Source organism: Halomonas sp. 3D7M (assembly GCF_014897885.1).
Taxonomy (GTDB): domain Bacteria; phylum Pseudomonadota; class Gammaproteobacteria; order Pseudomonadales; family Halomonadaceae; genus Vreelandella.
This window is the reverse complement of the sequence record NZ_JABUZF010000248.1, coordinates 1-18,363: the sequence shown is the minus strand read 5'-3', so window position 1 is coordinate 18,363 and position 18,363 is coordinate 1. Positions and strand designations below refer to the sequence as shown.

Genomic DNA, 18,363 nt, shown 5'->3' with positions numbered 1-18,363 from the left:
GCGCCATGTCATCAGGTTCATCGAAATGCGGCAGCGGTAGGCTGCGGAGCCTTGCACTCGCACCCACCACCTGTACGCAATCACTAACCGCTTCTTCAAGGCTGCTTACACAACGGGCATTTTCAAGCACATCTGTTGCACCTGCTGCCATGCGAGTTGCTTCGTCATCTGGGAATGCGCGCGGATTAACCAATAAGAGCTCGGATAAGCCCATGGTTTTCATCGCGCGAGCGGTAGCGCCAATGTTGCCTGGGTGGAAGGTTTGCACTAGTACGATGCGAATATTGGAGAGCACGGTAATGAAGACCTACAGCTGCCGGATAAAGGCGCTGATGGTAGCATGATTTTAACGATCGTTAGCGATGGGGGGTACATTACCAAATAAAAGAACCCCGCCATGGCGGGGTTCTTAGCGACGTTAAACGTCAGAGCGATAGGGCTCAGGGTTGCATGTCGGGTAGCAGCAGTGCATTACTGCACCGCCGCCCCCTAAGAACCGTACGTGCGAGTTTCCCCGCATACGGCTCAAGCCTTTATAAGCCTCCCAGATGAGAGACCGGTGACCTTTTCTCCTGTTGCGAATGCCACTGACGATGACAGTTAGGGTGCAACAACACCAAGTTACTCAGCTCGTCACCGCCACCCTTATGCCGTTCCACCACGTGGTGAATGTTCCACTTGGTTTCCCAAGTGATTAAGCCACGGCACATTGGGCAGCGCTTACCTTGCCGCTTCCATAGCGTTTGCAGTTTCTTACGACCTTTCGTTGACGCTTCCCAAGAGCGCTCCAGCCTGCTCTCGAAATACTGCTCGTCTCTAGGGTCATAAGGGTTTGCTTCCGCCCTGATCTTGGTATGTCGCACAATCGGGATGTCCTTGCTGCTCTGCAACCGTACGGGCTTACCGGGCATTAAGGTACTTTGGAAAATCCAGTTCTCGCTTTTCACCGAATGAAAATATTTCTTCTTCACCCAGCGCTTTTGGCGATTACTGTGTCGTCGACAACTCCAACGCCATAATAGCTTCCAAACACGGTAGTCCACATAGCCAAACGTTTCCTTGGCCACGACGTGACGGTGATAATTCGCCCATCCCAGCAGTACCGGGTTGAGTTGGTGAATCAACACATCCTGTCGTGACATGCAGTTGCGTCTGACGATGTCCTTGATCTTCTTTAGGTGTCGTTGCAGGTTCTTACGGCTGGGCTTAATCAACAGCTTGCCGTTGTACTTCCGCAGGTTCTGCCCGAGAAAATCAAAACCTTCTGCGATGTGCGTCACCACGGTCTTGCTGGCTGACAACGTAAGCCCACGTTCTGCCATAAAGGCAGAAACGACAGGCAGTACTTCATTTTCCAACAGCTCTTTCGAGATGCCAGTAATGATGAAGTCGTCGGCATAACGCACATAGTTCACCTTGGTCTTGTAGCTTGCTTTGGTATTTTTCTTCCCGAAATGGGATTCCAACACCTTTTCAAGCCCATCAAGCGCCAGGTTGGCTAATACCGGAGAGATGATCCCGCCCTGGGGCGTTCCTGCCTCTGTCGGATACAGACGGTGAGACTCCATGAATCCCGCTTTCAGCCACTTCTTGAGCACTTGCTTGTCCATCGGGACATTAGCCAGCAGCCAGTCGTGACTGATATTGTCAAAGCACCCCTTGATATCGCCTTCCAGCACCCATTCAGCAGAATGCTTACGGCTCAAATTGACAAAGCATTGCTCTATCGCATCGGCCGTTGAGCGCCATGGACGAAAACCATAGCTGTTGCGGTCAGCCACCGTTTCCGATACCGGTTCGAGCGCCAGCAAATAGAGTGCTTGCATGGCCCGATCCCGCATCGTCGGTATCCCTAGTGGGCGGCGTGAACCGTCCGGTTTGGGAATATAGACACGGCGTAATGGAGCAGGGCGGTAGCCCTTACTTTTTAGCCTGCCTAACGCTAACCACTTGGCTTGTGGAGTGCTCCACAATTCACCATCAACACCGGGCGTTTTCTTGCCCCGGTTTTCAGTAACACGTCTGACGGCCGATGCTCTGGCCGCCAGCGAGTGGGTCAGCAGTCGTTGCAAAGCTTTCACCTTGCGCCAACGTTGATCCCGAGTCGCCTTCGCGATCCGCACTTGTAGCCCTCTCACCTTTCTGTCGACGGCAGACCAGTTAATGGTGTGCCAGCTGTCAGGCGGGTGGGAGAACGCAGGTACTTGTTTAAAACCAGTACTCATCTTGCTGTCCTCCGAATGAATGCCGATAAGACGCCCTTCGGAGAACAGATACATTGATCCCTTGCGGGAGTGTATGTGCTCCCGCAGGGGTGAGATAAGGCCGCTAACTTGCTCGGCTATCTCTTCGTAATATCAGCATGATTGAGCGCTTTAGAGCGCTATCACGCGATTAAAGACCAGCTGGACGTAGGCCCCGTTTCCGGTAGAGGAACGTTTAACCTCTTATCCGCCCCATTACAGGGCGGCATTCGCTTTTTCCAGCCTCCTAAACCCGCACCATTAACAGCTCGCCTCACGGCTTGCCTGCCCGGTAGGGCAATAGTACGGGGTTTCCGAGTTCCGCATCATGGACACGGATCACTTAGACCCTGCCAGTACACCGTAGGTCTGTTGGTAACGTATCCCCAGATGTAAGAGGGATAACCGACCCAATACCTTTTGGTCAGAGCGTGTCAGTAGCTTACGCTCCTTGCGGCTGACGGTGCTTGTTAGCAGTTCACTTACGTTGGTCATATGATCCAGCCTAGCCTCTCACCCGCATGCTACTAGCGGGATCTTCAATGGACCTCACGGCCGCATTGAACCCCAAGAGGGGGAGTACATTGTCAGGACGCTTGGCACCTCACCGTTACCGGCGACGCACTGCCCCTAGGCTACTGCTGGCTACACAGCAGGTTCCGCTTATATCGTTACCGCTACATACGGTTTAGATACATGGAACCATCCAGAACACGGCTTCGCACCGGATAGGCAGCTTAGTCAAATAATAGACACGAATATCCCCGCTACATCACGTTCCCAAAAATGGAAATGTTTCAGCGTGTACGAATATCGCCAAAGCGAAAGGTACGAGCAGACTCATACCGGAAAAGGGGTATTTACCCTAAGGTAATACCCGATATCCGGACTGAGACAGCCCGAATATCGGGTTTATTAAAAATGCTTCTTGCGCGGTTGTGGTCACTAACGTTATGTTAGTGACCACTTCGTCTGTAGACCGCTAGGCAAGCTACCTATACGACTCTCGTCGCACTACATCATGCCGCCCATGCCACCCATTCCGCCCATGCCACCCATGTCTGGAGCAGCGTCTTTCTCTTCAGGGTCGTCAGCGATCATGCACTCAGTGGTGATCATCAGACCAGCGACAGAACCAGCGGACTGCAGTGCAGTACGGGTTACTTTAGCCGGGTCCAGAACACCCATTTCGAACAGGTCGCCGTACTCACCCGTTTGCGCGTTATAGCCGAAGTTGCCTTCACCATCTTTCACGCGGTTGATAACAACAGCGGCTTCTTCACCGGCGTTGGTAACAATCTGACGCAGCGGAGACTGCATAGCGCGCAGCGCCATGTTGATACCGTGGTTCTGGTCTTCGTTGTCGCCAGTCAGGCCTTGTACTTTAGCCATGACGCGAACCAGTGCAGTACCGCCACCAGGTACAACGCCTTCTTCTACTGCAGCGCGGGTTGAGTGCAGCGCATCTTCAACACGAGCTTTCTTCTCTTTCATTTCTACTTCGGTAGCCGCACCGACGCGAATAACAGCAACACCGCCTGCCAGCTTGGCAACGCGCTCTTGCAGCTTCTCTTTGTCGTAATCAGAAGAGGTTTCTTCGATTTGCGCACGGATCTGGTTAACGCGTGCTTCGATGTCATTTTCTACACCAGCGCCATCGATGATGGTGGTGTTTTCTTTAGACATCGTCATGCGCTTAGCGGTACCCAGGTGATCCAGGTTCGCTTGCTCAAGCGTCAGGCCAACTTCCTCAGAAATCACGGTGCCGTTAGTCAGGATAGCGATATCCTGCAGCATCGCTTTGCGACGGTCGCCGAAGCCAGGTGCTTTAGCTGCAGCAACTTTAACGATGCCGCGCATATTGTTCACAACCAGCGTTGCCAGCGCTTCGCCTTCGATATCTTCAGCGATAATCGCGAGTGGTTTACCTTGCTTAGCAACCGCTTCCAGCACCGGCAGTAATTCGCGGATGTTGGAGATTTTCTTGTCTACGAGCAGGATGTAAGGGTCTTCCAGCTCGACAGCCATGGTGTCTTGGTTGGTAACGAAGTAGGGCGAGAGGTAGCCGCGATCAAACTGCATACCTTCAACGACTTCCAGCTCGTCTTCGAAGCCACGGCCTTCATCAACGGTGATGACGCCTTCTTTACCGACTTTTTCCATCGCTTCAGCGATGATCTCTCCAATGCGCTTGTCGCCGTTAGCGGAGATTGTGCCTACCTGAGCAATCGACTTGGTGTCGGTGCAAGGAACAGACATTGCCTGAATCTCTTTAACAGCCGCGCTAACCGCTTGGTCGATACCGCGCTTAAGATCCATCGGGTTCATGCCCGCAGTAACGCCTTTCAAGCCTTCTGCGACAATTGCTTGAGCCAGAACCGTTGCCGTAGTGGTACCGTCGCCTGCAGCGTCAGACGTTTTGGAAGCAACTTCCTTAACCATCTGAGCGCCCATGTTCTCGAACTTGTCTTTCAGTTCGATCTCTTTAGCAACCGATACACCATCTTTAGTAACGGTCGGTGCGCCGAAGGACTTGTCCAGTACCACGTTACGGCCTTTCGGACCGAGGGTAACTTTTACTGCGTTGGCCAGAACGTCAACGCCACGAGCCATGCGTTTGCGGGCATCATCGGAGAACTTTACTTGCTTAGCTGCCATGTTCGTTATTTCCTAAACATTGAAATTTAAAAGGAAAAGTAAGTAGTCGAGGCGAGATTTAGCCTTCGACGACTGCCAAGATATCGGCTTCGCTCATGATCAGAACTTCTTCGCCGTTGATTTTCTGTTTCTCAACGCCGAAACCGTCTTTGAAAATCACCGAGTCGCCAACTTTAACGTCCAACGGGCGAACGTCACCGTTGTCGAGAATGCGACCATTACCAACCGCCAGGATTTCACCGCGAGTGGGTTTTTCCTGGGCGTTGCCCGGAAGCACGATGCCGCCAGCGGTTTTCTGCTCTTCTTCCACGCGACGAACAACGACGCGATCGTGCAAAGGACGGATATTCATGCTCACGTTCTCCTGAGTATCGTCAAAGCCCATAAGGGCAGTTAGCTAAATGAGATTTTCGTGGGCCTCTTGCCCGCGAAAAGTGAAGGTAAGTCACCTTCATGTTAATGGCGAAAGCTAGTGCATCCGCCGAACTTGTGTGCTGACTCAAAAGTGGGGGCTGCTCGTAGCCTTTCAAGGGGTAAGTGATAAAAAAATGTGGTTTTTTGGCATTCTTCTTCGATGAGCCTTCAGCGCCGCCTTGCTGTTTCATCGCGGCTAATGAATTCACCTTCAATCGGCCCTTCTTGACTGCTTGAGCGTGATGTCTGGGCCTGTTCGTAGCTTGCTTGCTGCTGTTGGTCAGCAGTGCTTTTTAAGCCTAGCCAGGTGAGGGCTTTAAATATTAACTGTCGAGCGTTAGGCAGCAGGCAGGCGATGCCTAGCGCGTCAGAGAGAAAGCCTGGGGCCAAAAGTAGGGCGCCTCCGAAAATCAGAGCGGCCCCGGTAAACAGTTCTTGAGAGGGAATTTCGCCCACTTGCATGCGCTGTCGCGCGCGCGCCAGAGTGGAAACACCCTCTTTGCGAATTAGATGTAGTCCAATGAAACCAGTGCCCAGTACGAGAAGCAGAGTGGTTAATAAACCAATTTGGCTACCGATCGAAAACAGTAGTACAAAATCAACTAACGTAAACAGCGATATAAAAAGAAGAATGGGCATGACAGACTCCATAACAAACGTAATTCGTCAATATGGTGGCAGAATTCGCGAAAACAAGCAGCCAACGTTCGGTTAGCTTGCTTACGTATGTGTTCTAATGCTCGATATTTCGCTCAATAACTTCTATGCTGCGATGCACAATAGCGCCATTTTACGAGGCGAGATAGGTAGCGCTTAGCAAGCAATTTAAAGTATCAGTCTTTATAAGTATCGGCCTAAGGAGAATCAGATGAACCTGACAAATAAAGTGATCGCGATTACCGGGGGAGCCCGCGGTCTGGGCTTTGCTATGGCGGAGCGGCTAGGCAAGCAAGGTGCTCGTTTGGCGCTTTTGGATATGAGTGCAGCAGCATTGGATGAGGCGGTATCAGCGTTAGCGTCTCAAGATATTCAAGCACACGCCTTTGTGACCAATGTGGCTGATGAGCAGTCAGTGCAGCAGGCATTTGCTGACATTGCGGCCCGCATGGGACCGGTAGGCGGTTGTATTAATAATGCAGGGATCACTGACGATGGCTTACTTATCAAAGCAAAAGAAGGGGTAGTTGAAAAACGTATGTCGCTATCTGCTTGGCAGAAGGTGCTTGATGTCAATTTAACCGGCGTTTTTCTGTGCGGCCGGGAAGCGGCAACGCAAATGGTAGAAGCTGGGCACCAGGGCGTTATTGTCAATATTTCAAGTATTTCTCGAGCCGGAAATATGGGGCAAAGTAATTACGCTGCTGCTAAAGCAGGTGTTCATGCGTTGACAGTTACCTGGGGCAAAGAGCTTGCCCGTTACGGCATTCGTACTGGAACCGTAGCACCAGGGTTTGTTGAAACCGACATGACAGCTTCCATGCGCCCCGATATGTTGGAAAGAATCTCCTCCAGTGTGCCTCTTAAGCGGCTGGGTAATCCTGATGACATCGCGAAAAGCGTCGCCTTCATTTTTGAAAATGACTACTTCACGGCGCGAATTATCGAGTGCGACGGTGGGTTGCGGCTTTAAATCACTAAAAATCAGCTGTTGCTATTAGTATTGCTACTAACGGTGACAACTAACTAATAGGCCATTGGCAGAACTGCCAATGGCCTATCGTGCGTTCGCGGTGGGGCACTGATTGCTAGAAGTGGAAGTGATCGCGCTGGAGCTCGCGTTGGAAATACATTTCTACCCGTAATGTCATCGCCCAGCGCGGGTCGTAGCTAACTTCTCGCTGAAAATGCAATTCTGGAATGACATCTGCAAACAGTATTCCTTTATGGATATCTCTGCGGTAGCGGGTTTGCAGGTAGTAGTTTGTCATTCGTGGGCTAGACAGGCTTTCACCAATGGCGATAGCTGAGTAGCGAAGTGCGCTACGGCTGTTTAAGCGCTGGTTTAGCTGCACTACCTCGCTGTACTCAAGCGTGTCCTCTTCCTCACGCCATTGCACGTTGGTGATAAATCGCAGGTGGCGATTGGTGGATAATGGCCGGCCAAGATCCCACTCGGTGCGTGCTGAATAACCTGAGTTGTTAAACCAGGATAGTCGATTAAATGATTCTAGCTGCCAGGGGCTATCCTTTAAGTCCCACAGGCGCTCGCTGGTAAAGCGGACATAGGGATCAAGAGGCAGACGAAGCCGGACGCCAGCGCCAAAGCGGTTGCTCCAGTTCTCACGTTTGTCTCTACTTTCTAACCAATCAAGGCCGAATGTTGATGTTCTGCGATCGCGTTGGTCGTTATAGAGCCGCCCAGAGCCTTGTTCAGCCAGTGTGCCTTGTGATTCTTCTGGATCGCTTTCAATGATTAAGCGCAGGCGGTCTTCTGTCGTAGGAAGATCGATGCGATAACGCACACTAATATCACCGTTAGTGCCTTCGCCTTCCATCCAGTCTATTTCCTGGCCAAGGCGGAGGTAAGATCTGTTATCAGCAGAAGCGGATTGATCACCACCAAAAAAAGAGTCAATGTTTCTTGATGTGTTGTCTACCCAGTTGCCAATGCTTGCTCGAAATGGCTCCACGCGCGCTTCAGCCCACTCGGGTAGGTCGCTGTCGCTATCTTCCTCAGTAGTATAGGTTTCGGCAGAATAGGTTTCAGCAGAATAGGTGTCTGGCGACAGTGCGCAAAATACGCCAAGGAGAAAGACAGCGAGCACTGGTTTCATCGAAGAGATCCTGGAAGCGATAAGGTTGTTAGTTGTTAGCTGCTAACCTAACTCAAAAACAGACTGAGGTCAGCTAATCGGTTTATGCAGGATCGTAAAACAAAAAAATTCGGTTAGCATGAAGCTACCGAATTTTTCGAAGGTAAGAACCTTTAAATTGGTGCGGATGGGGAGACTCGAACTCCCACACCTTACGGCACTAGAACCTAAATCTAGCGTGTCTACCAATTCCACCACATCCGCTGAAGACGAGACGTATATTAACAGCATTCGTATTAATGTCAACGGTGTGTCACTAAAATTGTTAATTAAATCAGTCTGAGGAAAGTATGCTCCTAACGCGGTTAGTACATTGTGCAAGCACTTGGGCCAAAAAGGGACTGCCAGGCTACTGCGCGTTTTGTCTTTCTCCCGGGCAAACCAGTGGCGGTTGGTGCCAGGAGTGCTTTGCACAGTTGCCGTGGAATGCCAATGGCTGCTGGCAGTGTAAAGAGCCTTTGGCTGTTGGAAGCGTTGCATCCGTTCAATCTTTTTGTGGCCACTGCAGAGAGAACCCTCCAGCGTTTACCTCCGCGACGGTGGAGCTTTTATTTGAAGAGCCTATAAGAGCGTTAGTTCATGATTTTAAATTTAATGCGTCGCCCCGTGCCGGCATGTTGCTGGTAGAGCTGATGATGAGTAAATCACCCAGCTGTATGGGAGAAGGTCTCTTGCCTGTACCGATGCATAGCGCCCGGGCGCGGCAGCGTGGTTTTAATCAGTCTCGCTGGTTGGCTGATCAACTAGGCAAGCGGGTCAAACTGCCCGTGTTAACGGCTGAATGTCGTCAACAGCTGCCTTCTCAAAGGACGTTAAGCAGAAAAGAGCGAGCAAAAAATTTAGTAGGTGCCTTTCATATTAATGGTCCACTGCCATCACATCTCACCATCATTGACGACGTTGTTACTACTGGCGCGACCTGCCAAGCACTTGCTGAAGAAGCGCTTCGTGCGGGGGCTAAACGTGTCGATATTTGGGCAGTTGCTCGAACACCTCTGGTGCATAATTGATAGAATGCAGGCTTAATTTGCACAGGAGCGGTATATGCCACACCCGTTTAGTACGCTTTCTCCGGACACTGTTATGTCTGCTGCGGAGTCTGTTGGGATTTGGCCGGCTGGCGAGCCGTTTGCACTTAATAGCTATGAAAATCGAGTGCTGATGTTTCGTGACGATGACGGTGAGCGCTGGGTTGTGAAATTCTATCGTCCTGGTCGTTGGGCAGATGAGATCATTCAGGAAGAGCATGATTTTCTTCAGGAGTTGGCTGCTGCAAATGTGCCCGTTGTTGCGCCATGGCGGGATCAGCATGGCCAATCACTCCATACTTACCAGCAATTTCGCTTCACGCTTTACCCGCAGTGCAGTGGTCAAGCGCCTGAGCTAGACAATCCGTCGCATCTTTTTGCATTAGGTAATGCGTTAGGGCGGTTACATGCAGTGTCATCACGAAAGGCGTTTCAGTACCGTCCAACATTAGAGTGGCAGGGCGATATTGATGATGCTGAGGCCCGTGTTATCGAGAGTAAAAGGCTAAGCAAGCATCAGCAGCGCGCTTATCACAACGTTGTACAGAAAATTCTTCGTCATCTTGAAAAGCACCCCATCGCCAGCGATCAAATGATTCGAACGCATGGTGATTGTCATCTGGGCAATGTTTTAGGAAGAGATGAATCATTTACCTTGGTGGATTTTGACGATTGCCTTATGGCGCCCGCTATCCAAGATGTATGGATGCTGTTACCCGTTGATGATCCATCTGGCTGGCGAGCACAGCTAAGTGAAATTGTTGAAGGCTATGAAGAGGAGCAAACATTTCCGCAACACCAGCTGTCACTGATCGAGCCGTTGCGGGCTTATCGTCTTATCCGATACACCGCGTGGCTTATTTCTCGCTGGGATGATCCAGCGTTTCCTCGTGCGTTTCCATGGCTGGCGGAGAGCGGTTATTGGGATCAGCACATCCGCCAGCTGGAGCAGCAGTTGTTACAGCTTGAAAAGCCTATTTGGCTAGCATAACAATTGCAGCGGGAGTTAATTAAGCATCGCCTCCATTGACGATGAGTGACGTGGTTTTATTCAGGTTGATTGACGGAGCGTGGGTTTTCAGCGCTTGCATCCGGGTCAGGCCGATCTGATGGGATGGGGTTGGCTACGCCTTCTCCATCAGCCTCTCGCCGAGCAGCATTAATTTCCGCTGAAGGGTTATCTTGAGCGTTGATATCGATATTTTCATCCAGTGTTACCACGAATGCTTGGCCTGGCGATAAGGTGCAAGGCGACTCATCACAGGCAAGACCGTACTGACCGTCTTCTGCATACGCACCGGCACTAAATGACCCTGTGAAAATAGCGCTTTCAGCATCGTGTGTTTCAATGCAGGTTGCGTCTTGAGTTGTAATACGAATGCGCCCATTAGTGAACTGTGCATTGGCGACTAAAACGCAGTATTCGGGCAACTGATGCGAGGCGCTGCCAGCTTGGGTGGGATGAAGTAAGATAGCTTCATAACGCGATTGGCTGTCGCTAAAAGCAAACTCTTCGATCACCTCGACACCGACACTAGCACCTTTAGGTAGTGTTAATGTCTGTTCAGCGGCTAACAAGGGGGTTGCCAATGCAGTTCCCAATAGAGCAGTTAAGAAAAATGGTGCAGGTTTGAATGACATAAGGAAATCTCAGATGAGCGCTACGAATTAAGCTGGCTAGTTCGATCCATGATAGCACAGCTTAAATAGTCTCAAAGGGGGGTGCGCGGCACTCTGCCACAGCAGGGTTAGATGCGTTAAAATAACCGGGTGTGGTGTTTCTTATTGTGCAAAAGTTGTTTCGCGTATATTTTTTGTACATGATTGGCGCACGGCTCTCAGCTATTGATCGATAGCAATATTTCGCCGTTGAGTAAACGCTCTAGTAGAGCAGATATTTTTCAATGGCTAGCACGTACAGTTTTGATGAGGCTTCAAATGACCGACGACATTGCTCAACACTACCGCCACATTATCACCGCAATCGGTGAAAACCCTGACCGTGAAGGGCTGCGCGATACACCCAAAAGAGCCGCAAAAGCAATGCAGTTCTTAACTGCTGGCTATCAGCAATCACTTGAGGAGATTGTTAATGGCGCGGTATTTGAGTCGCAAACAGATGAAATGGTCCTTGTAAAAGACATTGAGCTGTACTCCATGTGTGAGCACCACTTGCTACCCTTTATTGGCAAATGTCATATCGCTTATCTGCCTAGCGGAAAAGTACTCGGGCTTTCGAAGTTTGCCCGTATTGTTGATATGTACGCTAGGCGTATGCAAATCCAAGAAAACTTGACGCGTGAAATTGCCGAGGCAGTGCAGCAAGTTACCCAATCAAGAGGTGTCGCTGTGGTGATTGAGGCACGCCATCTTTGCATGATGATGCGCGGTGTGGAAAAGCAAAATTCAAGTATGACATCTTCTGTGATGCTGGGGAGTTTTCGCAGCAATCAAGCCACGCGGCAGGAATTCTTAACGTTAATCAGTTGAAATACTGGCTAAGAATCTTTGGCAGATTTCATTGTAAAGATTTGGTTAAACACGTGGTTTCGTCTTAGCATGAACAGGTCAATGAGCCCGTGAGGCCAATATTTGGTCAGGAGTCTGTCATGGAAGCGCTGAAAGAAACACAGCTGTATTGCCCGTTTGCCTATATCGATGGTAGCTGGGTGGCCGCCGACAGCGGTGAGCAAATTAATGTCTTAAACCCTGCAACCGGTGAGTCCGTGGGCGACATGCCTCGACTAGGTAAAGCTGAGACAGAGCGCGCTATCGATGCAGCGGATGCCGCGTTACCCGCTTGGCGTGCGCTGACAGCTCAAGAACGAGCTGATCTGCTGCTGAAGTGGCATGATCTTATGCTGGAGCATAAACATGATCTCGCCTTGCTCATGACCTACGAGCAAGGCAAGCCAGTAAAAGAGGCAGAGGGCGAAATTGCCTACGCCGCTAGCTTTTTACGTTGGTTTGCTGAAGAAGCGCGCCGTGTTTATGGCGAGACTATTCCCGCCGCTAAAGCGAACCAGCGTATTGTGGTGACAAAACAGCCTGTCGGTGTTGTGGGGGCTATTACTCCCTGGAATTTTCCGGCTGCTATGATCACGCGTAAAGCAGGCGCCGCGTTAGCCGCGGGCTGTACGATTGTCGTTAAGCCTGCAAGCCAAACGCCATTTTCTGCAACGGCTCTCGCCATGTTGGCAGAAAGAGCAGGCATTCCCCGTGGCGTGTTTAATGTAGTGCCTGGCAGCGCTGCGGATATTGCCAGTGCACTTACTCAATCACCCAAAGTGCGCAAAATTACCTTTACGGGTTCTACGGAAGTTGGCCGCAAGCTCATGGCTCAGGCGGCTGAGCACGTGCAAAAAATATCCCTTGAGCTGGGCGGTAATGCGCCCTTTATCGTGTTTGAAGATGCAGACCTTGATGCCGCTGTAGAAGGTGCCATGGCAGCGAAGTTTCGTAATGCTGGTCAAACATGCGTATGCACTAACCGGTTTTTGGTGCAGTCCAGCGTTATTAACGCCTTCTGTGAGAAGTTGGCGGTTGCTATGAATAGTGAGCTGTACGTAGGTAATGGCACCGAGCCCAATATTAACATTGGCCCGTTGATCGACGGTGAGGCGGTCAAAAAGGTCAGTGAGCATGTGCAGGATGCGGTCGATAATGGCGCTGAGCTGCTGCTAGGTGGTCACCCGCACCCACTCGGTGGAAACTTCTTTACGCCGACGCTGATTAGCTTTGCAACAGATAAGATGAAGGTGGCTCACGAAGAAACCTTTGGCCCGCTGGCGGCAGTTTTTCCCTTCGATGAAGAGGAAACTGCTATCGAGATGGCTAATGACACCGAGTATGGTTTAGCCTCCTATTTCTACTCACAAGATCTGGGTCGCGTTTGGCGCGTCGCCGATGCACTTGAGTATGGCATGGTGGGAATTAACACCGGCCTTATTTCTAATGCAGCCGCGCCTTTTGGTGGCGTAAAAGCGTCCGGTCTTGGGCGTGAAGGCGGGCATCAAGGCTTGGAAGAGTTCCTTGAGACAAAATATCTGTGTATTGATCTAGGTTAAGCGCAGGCGCAAGTTCTATAAATAAATAGTGCTATAAATAAGCAGCGCTATCAGCAAACAGGCCCCCATCGGAAAATCCGTTGGGGGCCTGTTTTTATGGCAAGACGAGGCGATTAATGACGGAAGTGGCGCATGCCAGTAAATACCATGGCAATGCCCGCTTCGTTAGCGGCATCAATGACTTCCTGGTCACGCATGGAGCCGCCGGGCTGAATAACGGCAGTAATGCCAGCGGCTGCGGCGGCGTCAATACCATCGCGGAAAGGGAAGAATGCATCTGACGCCATTACCGAGCCGGGCACTGAAAGACCTTCATCCGCCGCTTTAATGCCCGCAATTTTCGCTGAGTAAACGCGGCTCATTTGGCCTGCGCCAACACCCACTGTTTGACCCTCTTTGGCGTATACAATCGCATTCGATTTAACGAATTTAGCGACTCGCCAAGCAAAACCCAGGTCGCGAAGTTCTTGTTCCGTTGGAACGCGTTCGCTAACCACGGTCAGCTCTTCGCGGGTTACCATGCCCTGGTCGCGCTCTTGTACCAACAGTCCGCCGTTAACACGTTTAAAGTCAAACGCAGGCTGTGTTTCGCCAGGCCAGTGGGCGCTGACATCAAGCAGGCGTACATTCTGCTTCTCTGCCACGATAGCAACTGCCTCATCACTCACGCCGGGTGCGATAATAACTTCAACAAACTGGCGATCAATAATTGCCCGAGCGGTTTCGGCATCTAGTGCCACGTTAAACGCAATAATGCCACCAAAAGCGCTGGTCGGATCGGTAGCGAAGGCTTTGTCATATGCTTCAAGTGCAGTAGCGCCAATGGCTACACCGCAAGGGTTGGCATGTTTGACGATGACACAAGCCGTTTCATCAAACGCTTTAACGCACTCAAATGCTGCATCTGTGTCGGCCACGTTATTGAAGGAGAGTGGCTTACCTTGCAGAGTTTTTGCAGTGGCGACGCTCGGTTCGCTTGCTTGGGGATCCACGTAAAAAGCAGCTTGCTGATGCGGGTTTTCGCCGTATCGCATGTCCTGCTTTTTGTCTAATTGCAGGTTGAAAGTGCGAGCAAACGTTGCGTTTTCGCTAGTCACTTTACGGCCTAGGTAATTGGCAATGGCGCCATCATAACCGGCGGTGTGCTCAAATGCTTTCACGGCCAGGTCAAAGCGGGTGGCGGCGCTCACTTGACCGTCTTGCGCAGCCAGCTCTCCCAGTACCCGAGCATAGTCATCAGCATTTACCACGATGGTGGTAAAGGCGTGATTTTTGGCGCATGCACGCACCATGGTCGGTCCGCCGATATCGATATTTTCGATGGCGTCTTCCAGTGTGCAGTCTGGGTTGGCGACAGTGGCGGCAAATGGGTAAAGATTAACAACCACCATGTCGATGGGGGCAATGTCGTTTTCTGCCATCACTGCATCATCCTGACCGCGGCGTGCCAGAATTCCACCATGGATTTTGGGGTGCAGTGTTTTTACACGGCCATCCATGATTTCAGGAAAACCCGTGTGCTCAGAGACTTCTTTAACAGGAACTGAGTTTTCCTGAAGCAGTCGGAAGGTCCCGCCAGTCGACAGAAGTTCTACGCCGTGCTGGCTTAAGCCGCGGGCGAATTCAACAATGCCGGTTTTATCGGATACGCTCAAAAGGGCGCGACGGACGGGGGTAGCAGTACTATCAGCCATTAGAGTGCTCGTGTGCAGAGTCAAGGAGTTAACATCGAAAATTACAAACAACAACGCCCCTTATGGGGCGTCACCTTCAATCAATCCATAGAGCTTAAGTTTTTTGCGCAATGTGCCACGGTTTAAGCCCAATACATCCGCGGCGCGGGTTTGGTTGCCTTCAGTATGTTCCATTACGCAGCTAAGTAGTGGCGCTTCTACTTCGGCCATCACCATCGCGTAGAGATCAGTTGCCTGGCTGCCATCGAGATGCTCGAAGTAACGACGTATCGCCGTTTCAACCGCTTCTCTAAGTGGTTGAGGCGGTGCGCTCGCGGCAGGGTCTGCCAGAGTGCCTGTAAGACGGTGAGAGAGCTCGTTCGAAAGCAGGTCGCGTTCAGTCATGCAGCATGGCTTCCTTTAGCTAGCAGACGCTCTGCAGCGTCTTGCGTCATGGCATCATTAATCCAATCAAGTTGCGATGCTGGGGTGGCAAGCGCATTAAATTGCTGCTTCAGCAGATAATACTGTTTGTCGTTGAAGCGCGGGTCTTCATTCAAGTACCAACCAAGGTGTTTGCGTGCTATACGAACACCCATTGTATCGCCGTAAAACGTGTGCAGAGCTTGTAAGTGTTCATTGAGAACGTCGCGGCGCTCATCAAGAGTCGCGGGTGTTAGCAGCTCACCATGGGCAAGGTAGTGGGTAATCTGCTCGAATATCCATGGGTTACCTTGCGCTCCGCGGCCAATCATTACTGCATCTGCACCTGTATATGACAAGACCTCTTTGGCCTTTTGAGGGCTGGTAATATCCCCATTGGCGATTACCGGTATCGTCAGGTGCGACTTAATTTCAGCGATAGTGTCGTACTCAGCCCATCCAGTATAGCGCTGCTCTCGATGACGTCCATGTACTGCTAAGGCTTGGATGCCTGCGGATTCCGCGAGTTTAGCAATGCGTAGGCCATTGTTAGCTTCAGCAGACCAGCCTGTGCGGATTTTTAAGGTAACTGGAATATCAACAGCCTTAACAACGGCGTCCAGAATCTCGGCTACAAGCGCTTCATCACGCATTAAGGCAGAGCCAGCCGCCTTATTGCAGACCTTTTTAGCCGGGCATCCCATGTTGATATCAATCACCTGGGCGCCTAGTTCGGCGTTAAGGCGCGCAGCATTGGCCAGCATTTCAGCATCCCCCCCGGCAATTTGTACAACCCGTGGGTCAGGCTCGCCTTGGTGATCCATACGTAGCTTGGACTTTCGGGTATGCCAAAGAGAAGGGTCAGCTGTCACCATTTCGCCGACCACCCATCCCGCACCTAAACGCCTACAAAGTTGGCGAAACGGGCGGTCGGTAACGCCAGCCATCGGCGCCAAGATAACTTGGTTGGGTAACTGGTAAGGCCCTATCATTGGTGGCTGAAAGTTTTGTGTGGTCATTGTGCTGCGCTGTTGATACAGATAATAATCGCCGAGTAGGCGTTTCAAGGGGGCGTATGATACGCCTACTCGGCGATGGGGTGAAGGCCGTTGGCTAGATTAAACAGCGCGGTGGCCTGATAGGCGAACCCACCCTTCGCGAATTGTGGGCTCTTCCATTGTCAAGCCCTGGGCTTCGTAGGCTTGCAAGACCTCATCCGCTTGGTTAGCTAAAATGCCAGACAGTGCTATTTGTCCGCCGGGCGCGACATGACCTGCAATCATTGGGGCTAACTCAACTAATGGTCCCGCTAGAATATTAGCCGTGACGACGGGGTAGTGGCCGTCGTTCAGTTGTTCTGGATAGTAAAGCGACAATTGTGCGTCGCTAATCTGATTGCGCGCCGCATTGTCTCGGCTTGCCTGAAGTGCCTGTGGATCTATATCAGTGGCGTCCGCATGGATAGCACCGAGCTTTAGTGCGGCAATGGCAAGAATGCCGGAGCCGCAGCCCACATCCAGAACGGTTTTATCTTCCAGTTCGCCACTAACTGCTAGGCTATCCAACCACTCCAGGCAAAGCGCTGTCGTGGGATGGGTGCCAGTGCCAAATGCAAGGCCTGGGTCAAGAATGAGATTGACAGCATTGGCTTCTGGTGGCTCATGCCAGCTCGGCACAATCCATAGCCGTTGGCCCATTCGCAACGGCGTAAAGTCATCCATCCACTCTCTTTCCCAGTCTCTGTCGGCTAATAGTTCATACTCAATCGTTGGGCAGGGTTCGCCGGGGACTTGCTCAGACCAAGCGGCCTGAATACGCTCAAGCATGGCTTCAACGCCACCTAAGTCGTCATATAGGCCGGTCAGAATTGTATCTTGCCAAAGCGGGGTAGTGCCTCGCTCAGGTTCGAAGACGGGATCATCGTGGGCGTCTTGTAGGCCAATGGCCGTTGCGCCTTCTTCTAACAGCAGATCTTCGAGTAGTTCGGCTTGTTCTGGAGCAACATGGGCTTTGAGTTGGAGCCAGGGCATCAGTAATCTCCACTGCGTACGTGCATTCACGCAAAGGTAAAACAATAACGGGGTGGCTATGGCCACCCCGTTGAGCATTATCAGCTATCTATATCGCTTTTGCAGATATTAGCTACTGAGTTTCTTTTCAAGATAGTGAATATTGACGCCGCCTTGGCGGAAATAACTATCTCTCACCAAATCTTTTTGCAGGTCAATATTGGTCTTGATCCCCTCAACCAGTAGCTCATCTAGGGCGTTGCGCATACGCGTTAGGGCAATCTCGCGATCAGCTCCCCAGGTGATTAGCTTGCCAATCAGTGAATCATAATGAGGCGGTACGGTGTAGCCAGTGTACAGATGAGAGTCCATACGCACGCCAAGGCCACCGGGGGCATGGAACAGAGTGACTTTGCCTGGGGAGGGCATAAACGTACGCGAGTCTTCTGCATTAATCCTGCACTCAAAGGCATGGCCATTGATCTTTACGTCTTCTTGGCGAATCGAAAGTGGCAGGCCGGAGGCAATGCGCAACTGTTCCTTAACGATATCTACGCCTGTGACCATCTCGGTGACAGGGTGCTCTACCTGTACACGGGTATTCATTTCAATAAAGAAGAAATCACCGTCTTCGTATAGGAACTCGAAGGTGCCCGCGCCACGATAGTTAATTTCGAGACACGCTTGGCGACATGCTTCGAGCACCTTTGCACGCGCTTCCGGGTTGATGCCAGGAGCAGGCGCTTCTTCCAGAACCTTTTGGTGGCGACGCTGTAAAGAGCAGTCGCGATCATAAAGGTGGATAGCATTGCCTTGCCCGTCAGCCAGCACCTGAACTTCAACATGGCGGGGTTTCTCAAGGAATTTTTCCATGTAAACCGTGCCATCGCCAAATGCCGAGTGCGCCTCAGTGCGGGTGACAGTAATGGCTGAAAGCAGATGGCCTTCGGTGTGTACCACCCGCATACCGCGGCCACCACCGCCGGCAGCCGCTTTGATAATTACCGGATAGCCAATGCGGCGTGCTGTGGCTAG

Annotated in this window: 17 protein-coding genes and 1 tRNA gene; 5 read left to right on the top strand and 13 right to left on the bottom strand. The window is 51.4% G+C overall.

Annotated elements, in window-relative coordinates:
- The 5 genes from INT22_RS21160 to INT22_RS15005 all read right to left on the bottom strand — a co-directional run.
- Nucleotides 1–295: TrmH family RNA methyltransferase (locus INT22_RS21160; RefSeq protein WP_319022089.1), on the bottom strand; the 295-nt coding region annotated here is incomplete at its 3' end.
- A 238-nt stretch (nucleotides 296–533) separates the two neighbouring features.
- Entirely contained in the window at nucleotides 534–2,225 is a 1,692-nt protein-coding gene (ltrA, locus tag INT22_RS15020; protein ID WP_050801113.1) for a group II intron reverse transcriptase/maturase, read from the bottom strand.
- 1,032 nt (nucleotides 2,226–3,257) lie between these two features.
- On the bottom strand, nucleotides 3,258–4,901 hold the full coding sequence (gene groL / locus INT22_RS15015) for a chaperonin GroEL (RefSeq protein WP_030072731.1): 1,644 nt from the start codon (nucleotides 4,899–4,901) through the stop codon (nucleotides 3,258–3,260).
- Between the two features lie 58 nt (nucleotides 4,902–4,959).
- On the bottom strand, nucleotides 4,960–5,253 hold the full coding sequence (locus INT22_RS15010) for a co-chaperone GroES (RefSeq protein ID WP_038484796.1): 294 nt from the start codon (nucleotides 5,251–5,253) through the stop codon (nucleotides 4,960–4,962).
- A 230-nt stretch (nucleotides 5,254–5,483) separates the two neighbouring features.
- Nucleotides 5,484–5,954: an FxsA family protein gene (locus INT22_RS15005; RefSeq protein WP_038484793.1), complete on the bottom strand. Its 471-nt coding sequence runs from the start codon at nucleotides 5,952–5,954 to the stop codon at nucleotides 5,484–5,486.
- Nucleotides 5,955–6,183: 229 nt separating this feature from the next.
- Here INT22_RS15005 and INT22_RS15000 point away from each other — a divergent pair, with 229 nt between their 5' ends.
- On the top strand, nucleotides 6,184–6,945 hold the full coding sequence (locus tag INT22_RS15000; RefSeq protein WP_038484790.1) for an SDR family oxidoreductase: 762 nt from the start codon (nucleotides 6,184–6,186) through the stop codon (nucleotides 6,943–6,945).
- A gap of 115 nt (nucleotides 6,946–7,060) precedes the next feature.
- Here the strand turns inward: INT22_RS15000 and INT22_RS14995 are convergent, their stop codons facing one another.
- Both INT22_RS14995 and INT22_RS14990 read right to left on the bottom strand, forming a co-directional pair.
- Nucleotides 7,061–8,089, bottom strand: a complete 1,029-nt coding sequence (locus tag INT22_RS14995) for a hypothetical protein (protein ID WP_193060174.1) — start codon at nucleotides 8,087–8,089, stop codon at nucleotides 7,061–7,063.
- Between the two features lie 158 nt (nucleotides 8,090–8,247).
- Nucleotides 8,248–8,332: transfer RNA gene (locus INT22_RS14990), tRNA-Leu, on the bottom strand.
- Nucleotides 8,333–8,763: 431 nt separating this feature from the next.
- Between INT22_RS14990 and INT22_RS21155 the strand changes: the two genes are divergently transcribed.
- Complete coding sequence (locus tag INT22_RS21155; RefSeq protein WP_226912781.1) at nucleotides 8,764–9,138, top strand: ComF family protein; 375 nt, start codon at nucleotides 8,764–8,766, stop codon at nucleotides 9,136–9,138.
- Nucleotides 9,139–9,172: 34 nt separating this feature from the next.
- Nucleotides 9,173–10,147 carry a serine/threonine protein kinase gene (locus INT22_RS14980; protein WP_193060176.1) on the top strand — a complete coding sequence of 325 codons (975 nt, stop codon included), beginning with the start codon at nucleotides 9,173–9,175 and terminating at the stop codon, nucleotides 10,145–10,147.
- Between the two features lie 56 nt (nucleotides 10,148–10,203).
- On the opposite strand, the gene INT22_RS14975 is transcribed toward INT22_RS14980, so the two are convergent.
- On the bottom strand, nucleotides 10,204–10,797 hold the full coding sequence (locus INT22_RS14975; RefSeq protein WP_193060177.1) for a hypothetical protein: 594 nt from the start codon (nucleotides 10,795–10,797) through the stop codon (nucleotides 10,204–10,206).
- 297 nt (nucleotides 10,798–11,094) lie between these two features.
- On the opposite strand from INT22_RS14975, the gene folE reads away from it, so the two are divergent.
- Together folE and INT22_RS14965 are read left to right on the top strand one after the other, a co-directional pair.
- On the top strand, nucleotides 11,095–11,646 hold the full coding sequence (folE, locus tag INT22_RS14970) for a GTP cyclohydrolase I FolE (RefSeq protein ID WP_125748245.1): 552 nt from the start codon (nucleotides 11,095–11,097) through the stop codon (nucleotides 11,644–11,646).
- Between the two features lie 119 nt (nucleotides 11,647–11,765).
- A complete protein-coding gene (locus tag INT22_RS14965) occupies nucleotides 11,766–13,223 on the top strand; it encodes an NAD-dependent succinate-semialdehyde dehydrogenase (protein ID WP_193060178.1) in 1,458 nt (485 codons plus the stop codon).
- 113 nt (nucleotides 13,224–13,336) lie between these two features.
- Here INT22_RS14965 and purH read toward each other — a convergent pair whose 3' ends face one another.
- The 5 genes from purH to INT22_RS14940 all read right to left on the bottom strand — a co-directional run.
- Nucleotides 13,337–14,917 (bottom strand): bifunctional phosphoribosylaminoimidazolecarboxamide formyltransferase/IMP cyclohydrolase, encoded by a 1,581-nt coding sequence (gene purH, locus INT22_RS14960; RefSeq protein WP_193060179.1) that lies wholly within the window; start codon nucleotides 14,915–14,917, stop codon nucleotides 13,337–13,339.
- 60 nt (nucleotides 14,918–14,977) lie between these two features.
- The gene (gene fis, locus INT22_RS14955; RefSeq protein ID WP_125748236.1) at nucleotides 14,978–15,301 is read right to left on the bottom strand and encodes a DNA-binding transcriptional regulator Fis; all 324 of its coding nucleotides are present in this window, start codon (nucleotides 15,299–15,301) and stop codon (nucleotides 14,978–14,980) included.
- Nucleotides 15,298–16,338 carry a tRNA dihydrouridine synthase DusB gene (dusB, locus tag INT22_RS14950; RefSeq protein WP_146943574.1) on the bottom strand — a complete coding sequence of 347 codons (1,041 nt, stop codon included), beginning with the start codon at nucleotides 16,336–16,338 and terminating at the stop codon, nucleotides 15,298–15,300. Before dusB ends, fis begins: the two co-directional genes overlap by 4 nt.
- 99 nt (nucleotides 16,339–16,437) lie before the next feature.
- Complete coding sequence (prmA, locus tag INT22_RS14945; protein ID WP_125748230.1) at nucleotides 16,438–17,349, bottom strand: 50S ribosomal protein L11 methyltransferase; 912 nt, start codon at nucleotides 17,347–17,349, stop codon at nucleotides 16,438–16,440.
- A gap of 108 nt (nucleotides 17,350–17,457) precedes the next feature.
- A partial coding sequence (locus INT22_RS14940) for an ATP-binding protein (RefSeq protein WP_193068499.1) occupies nucleotides 17,458–18,363 on the bottom strand: 906 nt, incomplete at its 5' end.

What these genes read in the sequence shown, in the direction of transcription:
- ltrA (WP_050801113.1), bottom strand. Translation starts at nt 2,225, where the DNA reads ATGAGTACTGGTTTTAAACAAGTACCTGCGTTCTCCCACCCGCCTGAC.
- groL (WP_030072731.1), bottom strand. Translation starts at nt 4,901, where the DNA reads ATGGCAGCTAAGCAAGTAAAGTTCTCCGATGATGCCCGCAAACGCATG.
- INT22_RS15010 (WP_038484796.1), bottom strand. Translation starts at nt 5,253, where the DNA reads ATGAATATCCGTCCTTTGCACGATCGCGTCGTTGTTCGTCGCGTGGAA.
- INT22_RS15005 (WP_038484793.1), bottom strand. Translation starts at nt 5,954, where the DNA reads ATGCCCATTCTTCTTTTTATATCGCTGTTTACGTTAGTTGATTTTGTA.
- INT22_RS15000 (WP_038484790.1), top strand. Translation starts at nt 6,184, where the DNA reads ATGAACCTGACAAATAAAGTGATCGCGATTACCGGGGGAGCCCGCGGT.
- INT22_RS14995 (WP_193060174.1), bottom strand. Translation starts at nt 8,089, where the DNA reads ATGAAACCAGTGCTCGCTGTCTTTCTCCTTGGCGTATTTTGCGCACTG.
- INT22_RS21155 (WP_226912781.1), top strand. Translation starts at nt 8,764, where the DNA reads ATGAGTAAATCACCCAGCTGTATGGGAGAAGGTCTCTTGCCTGTACCG.
- INT22_RS14980 (WP_193060176.1), top strand. Translation starts at nt 9,173, where the DNA reads ATGCCACACCCGTTTAGTACGCTTTCTCCGGACACTGTTATGTCTGCT.
- INT22_RS14975 (WP_193060177.1), bottom strand. Translation starts at nt 10,797, where the DNA reads ATGTCATTCAAACCTGCACCATTTTTCTTAACTGCTCTATTGGGAACT.
- folE (WP_125748245.1), top strand. Translation starts at nt 11,095, where the DNA reads ATGACCGACGACATTGCTCAACACTACCGCCACATTATCACCGCAATC.
- INT22_RS14965 (WP_193060178.1), top strand. Translation starts at nt 11,766, where the DNA reads ATGGAAGCGCTGAAAGAAACACAGCTGTATTGCCCGTTTGCCTATATC.
- purH (WP_193060179.1), bottom strand. Translation starts at nt 14,917, where the DNA reads ATGGCTGATAGTACTGCTACCCCCGTCCGTCGCGCCCTTTTGAGCGTA.
- fis (WP_125748236.1), bottom strand. Translation starts at nt 15,301, where the DNA reads ATGACTGAACGCGACCTGCTTTCGAACGAGCTCTCTCACCGTCTTACA.
- dusB (WP_146943574.1), bottom strand. Translation starts at nt 16,338, where the DNA reads ATGACCACACAAAACTTTCAGCCACCAATGATAGGGCCTTACCAGTTA.
- prmA (WP_125748230.1), bottom strand. Translation starts at nt 17,349, where the DNA reads ATGCCCTGGCTCCAACTCAAAGCCCATGTTGCTCCAGAACAAGCCGAA.